Origin of the sequence: Alkanindiges hydrocarboniclasticus, from assembly GCF_001982605.1 — a bacterium.
Lineage (GTDB): Bacteria > Pseudomonadota > Gammaproteobacteria > Pseudomonadales > Moraxellaceae > Alkanindiges > Alkanindiges hydrocarboniclasticus.
The window spans coordinates 1-14,611 of record NZ_MLCN01000034.1; the positions used below are offsets into that span (position 1 = coordinate 1).

Genomic DNA, 14,611 nt, shown 5'->3' on the forward strand with positions numbered 1-14,611 from the left:
GATGGAGATGGTGACAGTTTACCTAAGTATTTAAATATCTAAATTATATTATTTTTTAAAAACTGAGTTACCCAAATTTACCCTATCAAAATAAAAGAGACCGTGGCTAAAGCCACGGTCTCTTTTATTACTTTTAATTTAGGAGATTTCCTGCTTTCTCCGCAACCGTTCCACCAGCTATCAAATGCTGATACAAGTGTGCTACAGCATCTGTACCTTTAATCATTCGATATTCAATATCACTCATACTCGCGTACTCCTTTGCTGCTTTAGCTTTAGCCAATACAGTAGGGTCTTCATATTGATGATCCCCTTTCACTTCCACAATGACGTATTGACCATTTTTCAATTGCACCAAGAAATCAGGATAGTAGTTTCTAAGAGCATAAGAATCTGGATCAATATATTGGAAGTAAAACTCCGTTTTTGATTTATCAGTAAACATACCCGTAAAGTAAATTTTCTCTACACCTTCATCCTTTAATAAATCCCAAAATAATGCGTATTCTGGATTCGAATCGAAACTATAAGTATCGAGATTGAAGCTTTTATCTCTCAATTCTGCTTGAGTATTTGCATAAAAAGCTATACCACCTTTACCTTCAGAGATTTCATAGAAAGATAAACCGCCGACTGTAGGAGGTATGATCAGCTGAACCTCTTTCTCGATCGTCTCTTTCTCAACTTCCGTATCGTAAATAGCATTGAATAGTCTTGGGATCACAACGTCATATAACAGCTCATTGAACGCATTTACACATTCTAGAATTTGCTTTAAACCTTCTTTAGTTTGATCAAGCATAATCTCGATACGAATGGGACTAATGTTCAAGTAACGTGATATCTCAGCAACTAGCGTCAAAGCCGAATATTCAACTTTAGTCTTCTCACTCGTCCGATCTGTCGTCTTACTATATTGAGCTGAATTAAAGTCTCTGGCTTCGAGGTTTGTCGTAGTCACTTGGATGATTTTGTAATCTTTAGTTAACTCATTCCAAGCATCTGTATTTGATGGATCAAGCTCAAGAGCAGTGCCTTTTACAAACTCTTTCTCTTTTAGCTTAATGGTTTGCTTAACATGCTTAAGTTTGATTTTGACATCTTCCCGAACATGAACATTAAGCATATTCTTGGTCTTAGGCTGAGGATCATTAAACTCTGAAGCCGTCATTCTAAAGTTAGCCTGAAGCTCAGCATCAAGGATGTCATAGTTCTCTTTGCTTAGGTAAATCGAACCCGTATATTGTTGTTTGCCAATAGAACGCAAGCAACGCATCGTTGCCTGAAGCACAAAAACTTTAGACTTTGGTGAACGATACATTGCTACGCCAAACAAAGAGCGACAGTTCCATCCTTCTCGGCCTTTGTTCACCAATAAGATGAATTGCTTCTCTGCTCCTTCCGTACCTACAACATCGAGATTATTGAAGTTACGAATATCATCCGACTTGGTAATTTTGTCATCACCAACGTTCACCAAAATCTTATCAGCTGATATACCATGTTCTGCCAACTGACGTTCTAACTCAGGCTTCAACTCTTCTGTAAGTTCTTCAACTGTTGACGCAAAGAAAGCTAGCTTCGGCAATAACCCTTCAGGCTTGATATCTTTTGTCGCATCTAAGAAATCTTTAACAGCGATCTTTACAAACTCTTCAGTACGTGTCGTTGTATAAGAGTGTACTGCTGGGCTTTTTAGATAATGTTCCTGAATCGCATTTTTTAAGTTAAATGCATAGACCACTTCAGGAAGGACATCCTTACCTACATATGGTGTACCCGTATAGTTGAAACATGCAACAACCCGAGTGCCAGCTTCATTCAAATTCTTAGCAAGCTCATCGATCGTTCGACGTAAACTATTATCCGTCTTTGTCGTACCACCCATCATGTCTTTTTTCAAAGCTTGACCAAAGGAGTGGTGCGCTTCATCGACAAAAATACCGAGCTGAGGCAGGCGTGATAGTTTCTCAAAACGTTGGTTTGTCTTTAGGTCATCTTCATTGGCTGGGAGACCTAGATCACCATAAAGCTCTGCGAACGCGCCGTAATCAGGTTGGCTGTTTTCAAATAGTTGCTGTGTCGCTGTCTTTTCAGCATGTTGACGCTTCAAAATAATTTTTTGCGTATTCGATACAATCAAATTGAACTTAGAGCCATCCATCGTACTAAGCGAAGTACCAGCTTCATCAAGGAAGTGAAATTTTAAGTTCGCATCAAAAATACCCACATACTCTTTTGGCACAACTTTTGAAATATCAAAGGATTCAATTTCTCGAAGAGACTGTAATACGGTTTTGTCAGGCGCAAAGATCAAAGCGTTATGACAGTATTTTTCATCCTTTGGCCATTTATTTGCTAATAGGAATTCATAGAAAATACACGTCGCCATGAGTAAGGTCTTACCCGTACCCATGGTCAATGCAAAGATATAGTTAGGATAATCACGGCTATTGGATTTCATAGCCTTTAAGATTTTTTCGTAGTTGATAACAGTATTATCAACTTCGGTCTGATCTAAACCTAAACTACCCTGAATCGAATCTTGATCAGTGACATTTGAAACCTTACGCCCTTCAAATTTATTTTGGCCTTTGTACCAATCTTCAAAGAGTTTTTCGACTTTGTCATTGCCCAAAAACTCTTTTAAAAAGATGTAAATTTCTAGGGCTTCAAACTGAGGACGACGTAGAAAAGCATCCCGTCTATTCGCTGGATGGTTATAGTCTAAGAACTTCTTGGTTAATAGCTCTCGACAAAGTAACAATCTTTCATACATAAATTGTAAATAATCATCATTTGCCCAAATATCCGTATACTGTTTTTCTTCAAAAACAGATTGATCATTTTCTGCTTTACCAGCCCTTAAACTTACTTTTTTCTTATAATCAGCTTTAGAGTCAAACGGTGGGTCAATATAAATCAAATCCACTTTGCCACGGAATTCACGTAGCAAGTGTGACATGACCTGAAGGTTATCTCCCCAAAAAATCTTATTCAGCCAACCATTAACCGCTTCACCATGTTGTTCTTTTAATTGTGCTGGGTAATAGCGAGTTGAAGTAAAAGGGCGCTTCCCTTTCCAGTTCAACATCGGGAAGCCTTTAATTGGCTCAAACTTAAATACACCCTCTTGAGGGTTTTCTTCAGGCAAATCTAAAGTATTATTTTCAGTTGTCATTTAAAGACTTTCCTTCACAAAATTCCAATTTTTACGGTCACAGTAAAAACGCATGTCACAGTTGGGGCAAAGCTTATCAGGTCTACATGTCATCCCATAATCTTTCGCTTCAATACGAGACACTACTTGATCAAACTGTTTCACCGTTCTCTCAATCTGTTCTATTTTTTTATCAAAACTGACATACGGAGAGCCATCTGATTCACCCGTATAGTACAAGTGCATACGGCTTACGGTCTGTCCTGTCTTCTCTTCCAACAAGTGCGCATAAAGCTGAAGCTGACGTTGATACGTTTCCAATCTAGATTTCTCTTTCTCTAAATCAGGCTTACGCTCAGATTTAAAATCAATAATCTCAACTGTTCCATCTTCCCCTCGGATTAAATCAATACTACCCTTCAAGATGTATTGATCTTTCACCAAGGAAATCTCAACTTCAGCTTCCTGCAATCGATGTAACTGCTGTTTCTCACGATCGTAGTAGTTAAGCACATGCTTCTCAATGGCCTTGATGGTACTAGGCGCCAAGAACTGTCGCTCTTTTTTTGATAAATAAATGTAGTTTGTATTTAACCAACTTTGAATCTGCTCGTGAGTCACGAGATGACTTTCGTTACGCAATACTGCCTTATGAATATCTTCAATCGTTTGATGCACGAGCGTACCAAAGATCTGAGCACCCGCTCGAACAGGATGAAACTCAAGCTCTTTAAAGAATCTATACTGCTCAGGACATGCTTCAAATAAGAGAATATGTGAAGTAAAAGCGTACTCGCGCTTCAAATTCATCTCTTTGACTTGAGCAAATTGAATTTGTGATAAATCAAGCTCAGGATGTCTCCAGTTCACGAGGCCATCTACAATTGGCTTAAAATATTTGGATGGTGAAGCTCCATGACCCGTTTTAATTTCAGCAGATAAAACTAATAAATTTTGTGCCCGAGAAAATGCCGTGTAGTACAAACGCCAAAAATCAAAGTTCTTGATTAAGTCGAATGGCTCATAGGGTGGCTTATTAAAATAATTATTCTCTAGGGTCTCATCGAGCTGGCTATGACTCTTACGAGGCACACCTTCTAAACTACAAGTGATCACTACGGGATATTCCAATCCCTTCGATTGGTGAATTGTCAGGAAGGATACACAGCCACTTGGTGCATATTCAGAGTCATCTTCATACTCACCAATACCACCATCCTTCAGGAATCTGAAGTATTGATTAAATAAGTCTGTTAAATTTTTATCGATAAACTCTTTTGAAATGACTGTTACATAGTGCAAATATTCAAACTTAGCTAATAGCGATGAAAACTTAGATAAGTTCCGCGCAGCACGACCTTTATCCAGACCATTTAAAGCATCATCAGAAAAATATTTGCTAAATAATGGAAATTGCAAGGCTTGATAAAATAAGGCTGTAAACCCATAGATGAGTTAGCAGAAATAGAATCAATCACTAAATTTCCAATCCTGTGAGTCGCAACTTCGTAAAAGTGTTTAGGTTCACCCTCATCCCACTCGACCACAATTTCACTGATAGGATTTTTTCTTGCTGCAATATGTTCTAAACTCAATTTGGTCGCATTATCCTTAGGCTTTAAATAGTGTTTCCAGGAAAGATGCTCTACTTTACGGCCGGTTTGTGAACGTAAATAATTTTCATAACGCCAAAGAATATACGTAGCATCAATACGGTTTTGATTATAGAAAGTAGGACTTTCTATACTATTACTAAATCTATTTTCCATATCCCACCACGAGGACATCGAGAATAATAAAGCTTGCAATTCCATATAGTTACCATCGAAATCTCTTGCCTTAGCATACAGTGTTGATAAACCAGCATCTGAGCGAATACCACTTAAAGCATATCCTCTCACTGCAAACACTTCCATTAAACGCGCAGCTAAACAAAATTGATCTTTCTTAGCTGTTCTATCCAACACAAATGTTTTAATCACAAGAGGCCAGAATACCGCCATCTTTTTGACCATCAGCAGGTGTGTGAATTCAGTATAGGTATCAAGACTATTGAATAGTTTTGTGAAAACTTTGTATGTTTCTTCAAGGTTCGATACAAACTCTATTACCCAATCTTGAATGAGTTCAGGCTCCATCTTTTGAATAATTTTTTTGATTAATTCTTTAGGGTGTCGCCATTCATCCGAATGCCAATTCAAATAACTTACAGCGTGATATGAAAGAATTGAGTCTTCACTCGGAATAAGCTTATTTTCCAACTGTCTTTCAATGTGGCGATAAATATTAGAAAAATGGGTTTGTACGACAGACAGACTATCATTCGGGTTTTTAGCATGCAGGTAAACTAAATGCATTAGATAGCTTTTAAGCGCTTCTAAATCAGTTACCGCTCCTTCGGGAAGCGGTAGATCGGAGGTGGTTTTTTGCGCTTTTAGTAAGATTGGATATTTCGTGGAAATATCGATGTGATGGATTCAGTCATCGGTATAGATCTGAAAACGTCGTGTGCCTGCTTTGCTTTGCGGAAACTGCTCAAGCATTTCTGGGTGAAGTTTAAGTAAGGCTTTACTGTCTAAACTGATTGAATCTTTGGATTTCTTCCACGTTACTGAACCATTGGCAAAGGTTGCTCGTTCAGCATCCCTCATCAACAGCTGGATTTGATGTTTGGTTTCGTCAAACTTGTTTTGATGTTTTTCAATCTGAAGTTTTTCTTGGATCAGCTGGGTAAACAATTGGTTGGCTTGCTCGTGATGACTTAGGTCTTCAACAGTTAGTGGCACATGCTGCGGATAGAGTTGCTGCAAGGCTTTAGCTGCCGATTCACTGGCATCCACATCAGGCGGTGTATCTTTTTCTACGCAGTTCCAGAAATAACGTTCAGCATTGATGATGTGCTGTATGACCGATTCAGAGCGTGTCACTTTAAAGATTCTGGTTTCATGTCCACAGATCAGCACGCAGATATGGGCTGCCTGATGGCCTGTTACAGCCAGTTGATGCTGCACCTGACATAACACATATAACGGCACACCATCTCGCCAAAGTTTTGCGCCGTACTCTCCTGCTGTTTTGCATTCCAGAATTTGGACTTCATCACTGCCCACAACGGAGTAATCCAGATTGGCAAGCATAAAATGCTTATCAGGATCTGGATGCTGAAGCACTGCATTGATTCTGCGTACCTTGTTATTGGTATGCATGCTGTAGTACTCAGCCACCAATGGCTCTAGTTGCTTGCCCCAATAGAGTGGAGAGACACCTGAACCTTCATCTTCAATCGATTGTTTGACTCGTCCTGTCTTGATCATCCAAAGTTCGAGCATCGACATATAGGGATTCAATCCACAGGCTGCTGCACAATCACTACTGCCAATACCTTGGCGACGAACTTCAAGCCAGTCAGATTGAGTCATATTTTTAGTATTGACCAAGCGTTTTGCTGTAAACAGTTTTGGGGTATTAAAGGGTTTGCTGGCTTGTTGAATGGATGGGTTTAATATTGCTGTATTCATAGCTTGCTTCCTCATTTTATATGGATGGTGGCAAATAAAGGGCATAAAAAAACCACACCCGAAGATGTGGTTTAATTATTTTTAAAATGTAAATTTATCTTTAAAATCTAAATGATAGATCTAACTTTCTATTGAAAAAACTTAACCTTTTACACTATGACACCATGCGTAAAGCCTGTTCTAGTCCACGTTGCTTGATCGCTGCTCCTGCACCAAACCAAGCTGAATCGAGTCGATGATCTGTACTCATGGCACGACGCTCGTGATCGATAAATTCTGTAATTGAACAGAGTAATCCGTAAGTCGTGTCCTTAGATGATGAAAGTGTTGCACCACGTCCCTGACCGTTAAACATGTCCATTGCTTTAGTCATCGCCTTGGCATTTGGCTCAGCTTTTTCCTTGGCATTTGCCTGTGCTGCCTGAGTTGCAACATCACGGTAGAACTGAATAATATTTTCTTCCTGATCTGCAATGCTCATTGTGGTGTTATTAAATACCGCATCAAAGTAGGCTGCGGCTTCAGACTGGGTGACTTTACGCTGACTGAGCTGCTTCATTTCATACATGTGTTCATCCCATGCACGAACTGAAATACCCAATTGCTGTTTGACCTTATCTGCATCAAACTTGGTGCTATGCGGAACTTTCACTACACCTGCACTACTGTTCTGACCACGTAAAGCAATCGCCAAGGTGTTGTTGCAGACGACACGGATGGAAGTAAATTGTGCTGTTGTGGCAAGCGTACCGTCACATGCAGTTGCAAGAAGAATATAGCCATTACTGACATCCTTTCCCTTGAGTGCTGAACTTTGTCCTGTCCGTGCCAATGCCCAAAACTTCTTACCGCCTTTAAGTACGCCTGCTGTTTCCAGTTCAAAACCAGACTGTTCTGTTAGATCACGATAAAACTCTAAGATCTCTCGAGGCTGGACTTCCTGAAAACGTTGACTGACGACTGACAAGGGCGCATGGGTATCAGAACGGTAAAGTACACGCTGTTCTTCATAGGGCATGATGATGCTTTGCCCACGTTCATTCTGTGCCATATAACTGACATCGGATGACTTGATACACCAGTCCATGCCTGCCTGCTGTGCCCAGATTTCAATCGGTTGGTTTTGACTTAAGTGATTGCCAAGTCCATGCCAAGGGGTTTCACCGACATAAGCCATTTGTTCAAGTTGATGTGCCATAGTTTTATTCCTTTTAAATTAAACTGAAATTTGAATGTGTATGAATATGAAATTACTTTGCTTTAGTACGTTTAATGCAAAAAATGGGTTGGAAACTTCTGATAGCAGTTGTGGCAAAAGTACAAACTTTGATGCCGTGGTGTGCTTTGTTCTGTCAATGAATTAAACAAACCACCTAATACTGTTCCTGCAATTCCGCCGACAATTGGTGGGAGGTTGAAAGACTTCGCTACCGTGCTTCCCAAGGCAGCTAATGTCGCTGGTGTTCCAAGGCTAGATAAGGCTGTATTTGCTTGTGATGTACTTGCTTCAATCAACATGATGTTTGTTGATTGACAAAATGGACAGTTCAAGCTCATAGCTCGACTCCTAAATTTGGGGCATAAAAAAGCCTGCTCGATGGCAGGCTTGATATTCATTTTCATGTGTACTCAAAAGAGCTTCATGATTCTCATTAGGATGTTATGTACTTGAAATAATTTAGAATAAGATTGATCTAATCCTCTTTGATTCATTAGATGAAATCTGTATGATAATAAAAAATACAACAGTGAATTTAAAAGGAGGAGACAGATAACCGTTGCAGAATTTTATTTAAAATATAAATCAGATATACCTTTTAGAAAGGCAAATCGCATCATAGTTTAATGAATTAAAATTATTTAAATTTATGATTTCATTAAAAAGCAAACTATAGATAATCAATACTCTTCTTCAATTTAAGGCATTTACAATGGCAAACTTAGAACATGCTATTAACAACTACAAACCTCAATCTGAACTATATGTTCAATATTTTCTAAATCAATATTCAGATAGAGTTCAACTACAATTTGTCAGTGCTCTATATCATGGAAGAACTCATCTTGGTCAAACATCTTTTTGTATTGAAGGAGAACATCCTGCACAAGTAGGAACCCTAAATGCAGACCATATTTCAAAAAATGAATATGCACGTCTTATCTCAGAAAAAGGAAATAATGTAGTTACCTACCTAAATACATTTAGAGAATGTGCTTACAATTCCGATTTTGATATTAATAACCTCTAATTTTTTGGCAAAGGAATACCACATTGAAAGCCATTTTATCCACTGTAATAATTTCCACTTTCTTAATAGCTTGTAGTCAGAACAATCAAACTATTCCTGAAAATACAGATCAGACATCCAACAGCTCTGCTCATAATGCACAATCCAAATATGATCCGTACAGCAAAGAAGACGTTGAAGCCAAAATTCAAGCCTTGACCCAAATCGTAGAAAATGACACAGAGTATTTGCCCGCAGCAGTCAAACAAGCACAATCATTTCTCGACAACTGGGATAAGCATCCTGAAGCACTGACCGCTATGATGGAATCTGATCTTGCTCCCGACAATCCTGAATATAGCAATAATATTCCGATGGAAATGGAGCAACAAGAGGTATCTGTTCGTGCCAGAATAAACAGTCGTGAATCTCAATCAGCATTTAATGTACCTGGAGCAATTGAGTACATTTTAGAAATCCAGTCTACCACTGATCAACCCTTTACTTTAGAGGGACTAAATATTAACCGTGGTCGCTGTGGTTTTTATACAGGTGATTTCTATAGCAAAATTCCTGTTCAAATGAATTATAGTTCTACTGTTTCTTATCTACTGAAATGTCGTGGTGATCAGGTCATTGAAGCTGAAATAATTACAGATCAAGGCAATGTAAATTTGTCATTTTGATATCAGATTGCACAACATAGAGAACACCGCTGATAGTCGTGCTCTCTATTGAAAAATCAATATTTATAAACCTCTTCGGTTTTTCGAATCGAATACACCTTTACCAAAGCTATGCATATAGGCTGAATCTTTCACTCGGGGATGCTGCTGTTCTTTTTCAGCATTCGCCAGATAAGGAACAACGTAATTCAGAAAATTGTGAACTTGCTGATCATCAGTACGATGGATCATACCGATTCCTAAAGTCCCCTTCGCTTCAAATTTCGCCATATAGTCGGAATGGTTACAGTTAAAAGTATGACCATATCCATGTGTAATCTGCTTCCAACACTTCTCTATAGGCCGAACGAATTCTATTCTGGGGAACATGAGCAAGCTGGCGCTCAATGGCATCTGGATTAAACAGATTAGATTCGTTTACGACTGTACTGAATAGAGATCTAAAACCATGTGTGGTCATCCGACCAGCATAGCCCGAACGTTTGATCACAGCTAAAATAGACTCGCTACGCATAGATTCTTTGTTATTTAAACGATGTGGAAAAAGCAGTTCCTGATTATGAGTAAGTCTCAATGCCTGAAGCTCAGCAATCATCATTTCCGTCAACGGTACACGATGCGGAAGTCTGTTCTTCATTCGTTCTTCAGGGATATCCCACTTACGCCCTTCCAGATCAAATTCTTCCCAGCGCGCTTGCAGCAACTCACTAACCCGAACGCCTGTCAGCATGATCAGAATAATGGCATGATGTGTTTGAGCATCACTTGGATATGCTCTTATCTTCCTTAAAAATTCAGGCATTTCAGAGGCAGTAAGCGAAGCCAGGTTTTTGACTCTTTTGTTCTTGAGAGCATAAACAAGATCACCTGCCGGATTATCATAGCGGTATCCATGGGCAATGGCATACTTCATGACCATGCCACAGCGAGACAAGGTACGTTTTGCAATTTCAAGCGAACCTCTTGCCTCAATCTTCTTAATGATTTGCAGAATCTCAGGAGCCTGAATCTGATTAATACGCTTATTAGCAAGAGCAATATAAAGCTCATCCAATGAAGCTCGTACATTACTGATATGTTTGGATGACCAGGTTTCTTTTTGATTATTAAACCAATCTTCTGCAACTTCTTTGAAATAGGGCTTTAAGTCTTCATGCAATACTGAACGTGAGTATCTATGCTTAAGCTCATATGCAAGCTCCCTTGCCTTTTTTAAGCTTAAATCTGGATATGGGCCAAGCGACTCAGACTTACGTTCACCATGGACAGTGACTCGCACATTCCAATATTTTTGACCTTTGGTGGTAATGATAAGGGATAAACCATGTGAATCCGAAAGACGATACTGTTTGTCTTTCGGCTGTGCTTTTCTGCATTCAGTATCTGTAAGTGGCATGCCGATTACCCATAATTGATGTATTAATGTCTGGGTAAATTTTCCCAATATTTACCCACAAAGAGCAAATATGGGGTCAAATGGGATCAGACAATATCGGACAAACAGGCATAAAAAAAGCCTTTAAACATTGAGTTTAAAGGCTTTTTTAGATTCCGATGGATTGCTTCGGAAAGAATTTTGGTGGAGATGGCGGGATTTGAACCCGCGTCCGCCAGCACTACGCCCACGAATCTACATGCTTAGTTATCGTCTATTGCTTTAACCGCTAACAGCCCAACGAACAGGACGTTAGAAGCGATTCCCTAAGTTTGACACCATGTCACGGGACATTACACGGTGCGGATCTGTGTGCGTGCGCTTCGGTCGGCCTCACCAACCACAGATATTTGGTTCGGCGGACAAGCAGCCCTTAGGCTGCTAGAGCGTAAGTTTCGTCGTTTGCGACTATAAAAATGCAAGATTGATTTACGAGAGATAATGCGCTCTCGGCATGCATCATTGAGTTTCATCACCAGCGTCGAAGCCAGAACATCCCCAATGCGAACGCTTACTATAACAGGTTATGCAACTGGACGCTATGTGCTTCACCAATTCATAACATTCCTGTTTAAAGCAAGGTTATGTATATAATGGTATCAATCACAAAAATTTCAAGCAGGAAGTGAACAACAAAATGGATTATTTACTGGCCCTTGATCAAGGCACAACATCCAGCCGTGCCATTATTTTTGACAGCAAAGGCCAGATTAAGGCCAGTGCGCAACGTGAAATTACCATTCGTACCCCACATCCAGGCTGGGTAGAACAGGATGCGCAGGAACTCTGGAATACCCAGATTGGGGTAGCCCAGCAAGCCATGGCCGCAGCGGGTTTGCTGGCACAGGATATTGCAGCCATCGGCCTGACTAACCAGCGTGAAACCACTGTGGTGTGGCATAAAAAAACCGGTAAGCCTGTAGCACCAGCAATTGTCTGGCAGGATCGACGTACTGCCGAATGGTGTGAACAGCAGCGCAAGCTGATGGATGAACATAAGCTATGCAAAAAAACCGGTCTGCGGCTTGATCCGTACTTTAGCGCAGGAAAGTTGGTCTGGATACTGGAAAACCTGCCTGAAGCACGCAGTCTGGCCAATGAAGGCAACCTTGCATTTGGTACGGTAGATAGCTGGTTGATCTGGAACCTGACCCGTGGCGAGCAACATGTGATTGACATGAGTAATGCCTCACGCACCTTGCTGATGAATATTCAAACGCAGACTTGGGATAAAGAATTGCTGGATTATTTTAATATTCCAGCCAGTATATTGCCTACTATTGTGCCTTCTGGTGGACTGATTGGTTACACCGCGGATGGTTTGCTGGGCCGTAAAGTACCCATTTGTGCCGCCATTGGTGACCAGCAGGCCGCCCTGTTTGGACAAGGCTGTTTTAGTGCTGGCCTGGCCAAGAATACTTATGGCACGGGCTGCTTTATGCTGATGAATACAGGTAATGAGCTGAAATACAGCCAGCATCAGTTACTGTCCACACTGGCATGGCAAACGCCACAGCAGCAACCACAGTACGCGCTGGAAGGCAGCGTGTTTATGGCTGGTGCCATTGTGCAGTGGCTACGCGATGGGCTTGGCATTATCCGGCAAAGTAGTGAAGTAGAAACGCTGGCCCGGCAGGTTAAGGATACCGATGGCGTGGTGCTGGTTCCTGCATTTACCGGTCTGGGTGCACCCTACTGGGATAGTGAGGCCCGTGCCATGCTCACTGGCATGACCCGTGGCACCAACCGCTGCCATATTGCCCGTGCTGCACTGGAATCCATTGCCTTTCAGGTGGCAGATGTGCTGGTGGCCATGCAACAGGATGCACCGGCTCCCCTAACAGAGTTGCGCGTTGATGGTGGGGCCTGCTGCAATGATACGCTCATGCAATTTCAGGCTGACCTGCTGGGTGTACCGGTGTTACGGCCAAAACTTCAGGAAACCACTGCATTGGGTGCGGCGCTTATGGCTGGTCTGGGTGTTGGCTTATTTAGCTGTACCCATGATATTGAGCACCTGTGGCAGCTGGATCGCAGCTTTGAACCCAGCATGAATAATGACGAACGCCAGCAGCATTTGTACCAATGGCATCAGGCGGTGAGCAAGGCACGTACTAATAGTTAAAGCATCTGAAGCATGACTTAAGATGGATCATACCGGGCTGGGGCTTTTTTAGCTTTCCACCACAATGCAAAAGCAGGCGGTCATTCCTGACAGCCTGCTTTGCTATAGGGTATCTTTAAGTGACCTAAACCTATAACAGGTTTCTGATTAGCCCTTAAATTTCTGCCATGCATCAAGTGTGGTTTTCTTGCTGTCATCCAGCTTTACCAGTGCGTCGTCCTTGGCTTTGTTTAGCACGTCTTTTACTTCACCAATCGTACCTTGCGCGTCATTCAACAGCTCATTAAAGGTTTCAGTAATTTCATCCTTTAAGGTATTAAACAGTTCAGTGATGTTCTGGCGCGTGGTGTTTAAATGTTCTTTGGCAAAGCTGACGCGTGTATGAACTTCGTCCTGCAAGCCTGCAACATTTTTCTGAATCGTTTCAGAGGCTGCTTCAGCTTGTCCTTCAAAACGGTCCAGTGCACTGGCTGTCACTTGCTTAACTTCATTTAAGGTAGCGCTGGCATTTTCTTTTAGCTGGTCAATTTGCTGAGTCACCTGTTCAGTAGGTGTAGCTGTGCTTTTATTTGCAGTGCTTTTGGCAGCTGTATTTTTGCTAGTCATGGTTGTGCTCCATTAAAGTTGAATCATGTTGCCTCAATATGACACAACGCAAAATTTTAAAAAGCCAAACTGTCGGACAATTATTTGTTTTAGATTAACGGTTTGTTAAACACAACTTAAGAAAATAAATTCTTAATAAAAGACAATGCAAAAATCCGAACAAACATAAAAAAGTACTGCCAGCTTTAAGCTAACAGTACTTTTTTAAACAGCATTAAACCTATTAAAGCCTTTAATTAATGGCAATTACTAGCTTTTAATTTTTTCCAGTGTTTCCTTGGCCTTGGTCTTGATTTCTTCAAGCTTGTCCAGGGCCTGCGCTTTGAGGTCATCAACATTAATGTTATTTTCCTCAAGCTTCTCAAGGGCCTTGGTTTTTAATTCCTCATATTTATCCAGCGCCTGAGTTTTTAGATCTTCCACATGAATATTGTTTTCTTCAAGTTTGCCAACAGCAAGGTTTTTTAGCTCGTCCAGCTTTTCCATGGCCTGAGTTTTTAGTTCAGCCAGTTTATCGCTATTGTTGTCCAGTGTTTCAGTCGCTTGATCTTTCAGGTGAGTAGCCTGCTCTGTCACTTTCTCGGTAACCTGATCTTTTAACTCAGTTGCCTTATCTTTTAACGTATTGACTTGATCGGTAGCACCGGTTTTCAGGCTATCCAGCTTTTCGCTTGCTTGATCGCCTAAGTCACTGGCTTTGCTTTTCACCTGATCTACAATACCCTTGTCTGCTTCGGCCTCTTGCTGTGCTTCTTCACGCTTCTTGGCATTTTCCAGCGCAGCCTCTACCAGATTTTTAGTATGCTCTTGAAATTCGTTTGCGTTGTTATTCGCCATGGTGTTCTCCAAAAGA

General features: G+C 40.8%; 12 protein-coding genes, 1 other RNA gene and 1 pseudogene. 3 read left to right on the plus strand and 11 right to left on the minus strand.

Features of this window, described 5'->3' with window-relative positions:
* Positions 1-133: 133 nt before the first annotated feature.
* The 6 genes from BKE30_RS12630 to BKE30_RS12655 form a co-directional block, all read right to left on the minus strand.
* On the minus strand, positions 134-3,181 hold the full coding sequence (locus BKE30_RS12630; RefSeq protein WP_083698574.1) for a TnsA endonuclease N-terminal domain-containing protein: 3,048 nt from the start codon (positions 3,179-3,181) through the stop codon (positions 134-136).
* Positions 3,182-4,579: a PD-(D/E)XK nuclease family protein gene (locus tag BKE30_RS12635; RefSeq protein ID WP_264754308.1), complete on the minus strand. Its 1,398-nt coding sequence runs from the start codon at positions 4,577-4,579 to the stop codon at positions 3,182-3,184. It lies immediately after the preceding gene.
* Entirely contained in the window at positions 4,534-5,517 is a 984-nt protein-coding gene (locus BKE30_RS16495) for a GmrSD restriction endonuclease domain-containing protein (protein WP_076878952.1), read from the minus strand. Before BKE30_RS16495 ends, BKE30_RS12635 begins: the two co-directional genes overlap by 46 nt.
* Before the next feature lie 120 nt (positions 5,518-5,637).
* Positions 5,638-6,678, minus strand: coding sequence for a YqaJ viral recombinase family nuclease (locus BKE30_RS12645; RefSeq protein WP_076878953.1), 1,041 nt, complete (start codon positions 6,676-6,678; stop codon positions 5,638-5,640).
* Positions 6,679-6,832: 154 nt separating this feature from the next.
* Positions 6,833-7,876, minus strand: coding sequence for a DUF932 domain-containing protein (locus tag BKE30_RS12650; RefSeq protein WP_076878954.1), 1,044 nt, complete (start codon positions 7,874-7,876; stop codon positions 6,833-6,835).
* A gap of 71 nt (positions 7,877-7,947) precedes the next feature.
* Positions 7,948-8,235: a hypothetical protein gene (locus tag BKE30_RS12655; RefSeq protein WP_076878955.1), complete on the minus strand. Its 288-nt coding sequence runs from the start codon at positions 8,233-8,235 to the stop codon at positions 7,948-7,950.
* A 374-nt stretch (positions 8,236-8,609) separates the two neighbouring features.
* On the opposite strand from BKE30_RS12655, the gene BKE30_RS12660 reads away from it, so the two are divergent.
* Both BKE30_RS12660 and BKE30_RS12665 read left to right on the plus strand, forming a co-directional pair.
* Entirely contained in the window at positions 8,610-8,927 is a 318-nt protein-coding gene (locus BKE30_RS12660; protein WP_076878956.1) for a hypothetical protein, read from the plus strand.
* Positions 8,928-8,950: 23 nt separating this feature from the next.
* The gene (locus BKE30_RS12665) at positions 8,951-9,592 is read left to right on the plus strand and encodes a hypothetical protein (protein ID WP_076878957.1); all 642 of its coding nucleotides are present in this window, start codon (positions 8,951-8,953) and stop codon (positions 9,590-9,592) included.
* Positions 9,593-9,655: 63 nt separating this feature from the next.
* Here BKE30_RS12665 and BKE30_RS12670 read toward each other — a convergent pair.
* The 3 genes and pseudogenes from BKE30_RS12670 to ssrA form a co-directional block, all read right to left on the minus strand.
* Positions 9,656-9,931: pseudogene (locus tag BKE30_RS12670) on the minus strand (YagK/YfjJ domain-containing protein); the annotation flags it as partial.
* Positions 9,882-10,988, minus strand: a complete 1,107-nt coding sequence (locus BKE30_RS12675) for a tyrosine-type recombinase/integrase (protein WP_076878958.1) — start codon at positions 10,986-10,988, stop codon at positions 9,882-9,884. The gene BKE30_RS12675 and the pseudogene BKE30_RS12670, both read right to left, overlap by 50 nt.
* A 181-nt stretch (positions 10,989-11,169) precedes the next feature.
* Positions 11,170-11,527, minus strand: a transfer-messenger RNA (tmRNA) gene (gene ssrA / locus BKE30_RS12680).
* A 137-nt stretch (positions 11,528-11,664) separates the two neighbouring features.
* Between ssrA and glpK the strand changes: the two genes are divergently transcribed.
* Positions 11,665-13,152 carry a glycerol kinase GlpK gene (glpK, locus tag BKE30_RS12685; protein ID WP_076878959.1) on the plus strand — a complete coding sequence of 496 codons (1,488 nt, stop codon included), beginning with the start codon at positions 11,665-11,667 and terminating at the stop codon, positions 13,150-13,152.
* 147 nt (positions 13,153-13,299) lie between these two features.
* On the opposite strand, the gene BKE30_RS12690 is transcribed toward glpK, so the two are convergent.
* A complete protein-coding gene (locus BKE30_RS12690) occupies positions 13,300-13,758 on the minus strand; it encodes a hypothetical protein (RefSeq protein WP_076878960.1) in 459 nt (152 codons plus the stop codon).
* A gap of 249 nt (positions 13,759-14,007) precedes the next feature.
* Positions 14,008-14,595, minus strand: a complete 588-nt coding sequence (locus BKE30_RS12695; RefSeq protein WP_076878961.1) for a hypothetical protein — start codon at positions 14,593-14,595, stop codon at positions 14,008-14,010.
* Between the last annotated feature and the right edge of the window lie 16 nt (positions 14,596-14,611).

What these genes read in the sequence shown, in the direction of transcription:
- BKE30_RS12660 (WP_076878956.1), top strand. Translation starts at nt 8,610, where the DNA reads ATGGCAAACTTAGAACATGCTATTAACAACTACAAACCTCAATCTGAA.
- BKE30_RS16495 (WP_076878952.1), bottom strand. Translation starts at nt 5,517, where the DNA reads ATGCATTTAGTTTACCTGCATGCTAAAAACCCGAATGATAGTCTGTCT.
- BKE30_RS12695 (WP_076878961.1), bottom strand. Translation starts at nt 14,595, where the DNA reads ATGGCGAATAACAACGCAAACGAATTTCAAGAGCATACTAAAAATCTG.
- glpK (WP_076878959.1), top strand. Translation starts at nt 11,665, where the DNA reads ATGGATTATTTACTGGCCCTTGATCAAGGCACAACATCCAGCCGTGCC.
- BKE30_RS12675 (WP_076878958.1), bottom strand. Translation starts at nt 10,988, where the DNA reads ATGCCACTTACAGATACTGAATGCAGAAAAGCACAGCCGAAAGACAAA.
- BKE30_RS12630 (WP_083698574.1), bottom strand. Translation starts at nt 3,181, where the DNA reads ATGACAACTGAAAATAATACTTTAGATTTGCCTGAAGAAAACCCTCAA.
- BKE30_RS12645 (WP_076878953.1), bottom strand. Translation starts at nt 6,678, where the DNA reads ATGAATACAGCAATATTAAACCCATCCATTCAACAAGCCAGCAAACCC.
- BKE30_RS12650 (WP_076878954.1), bottom strand. Translation starts at nt 7,876, where the DNA reads ATGGCACATCAACTTGAACAAATGGCTTATGTCGGTGAAACCCCTTGG.
- BKE30_RS12655 (WP_076878955.1), bottom strand. Translation starts at nt 8,235, where the DNA reads ATGAGCTTGAACTGTCCATTTTGTCAATCAACAAACATCATGTTGATT.
- BKE30_RS12690 (WP_076878960.1), bottom strand. Translation starts at nt 13,758, where the DNA reads ATGACTAGCAAAAATACAGCTGCCAAAAGCACTGCAAATAAAAGCACA.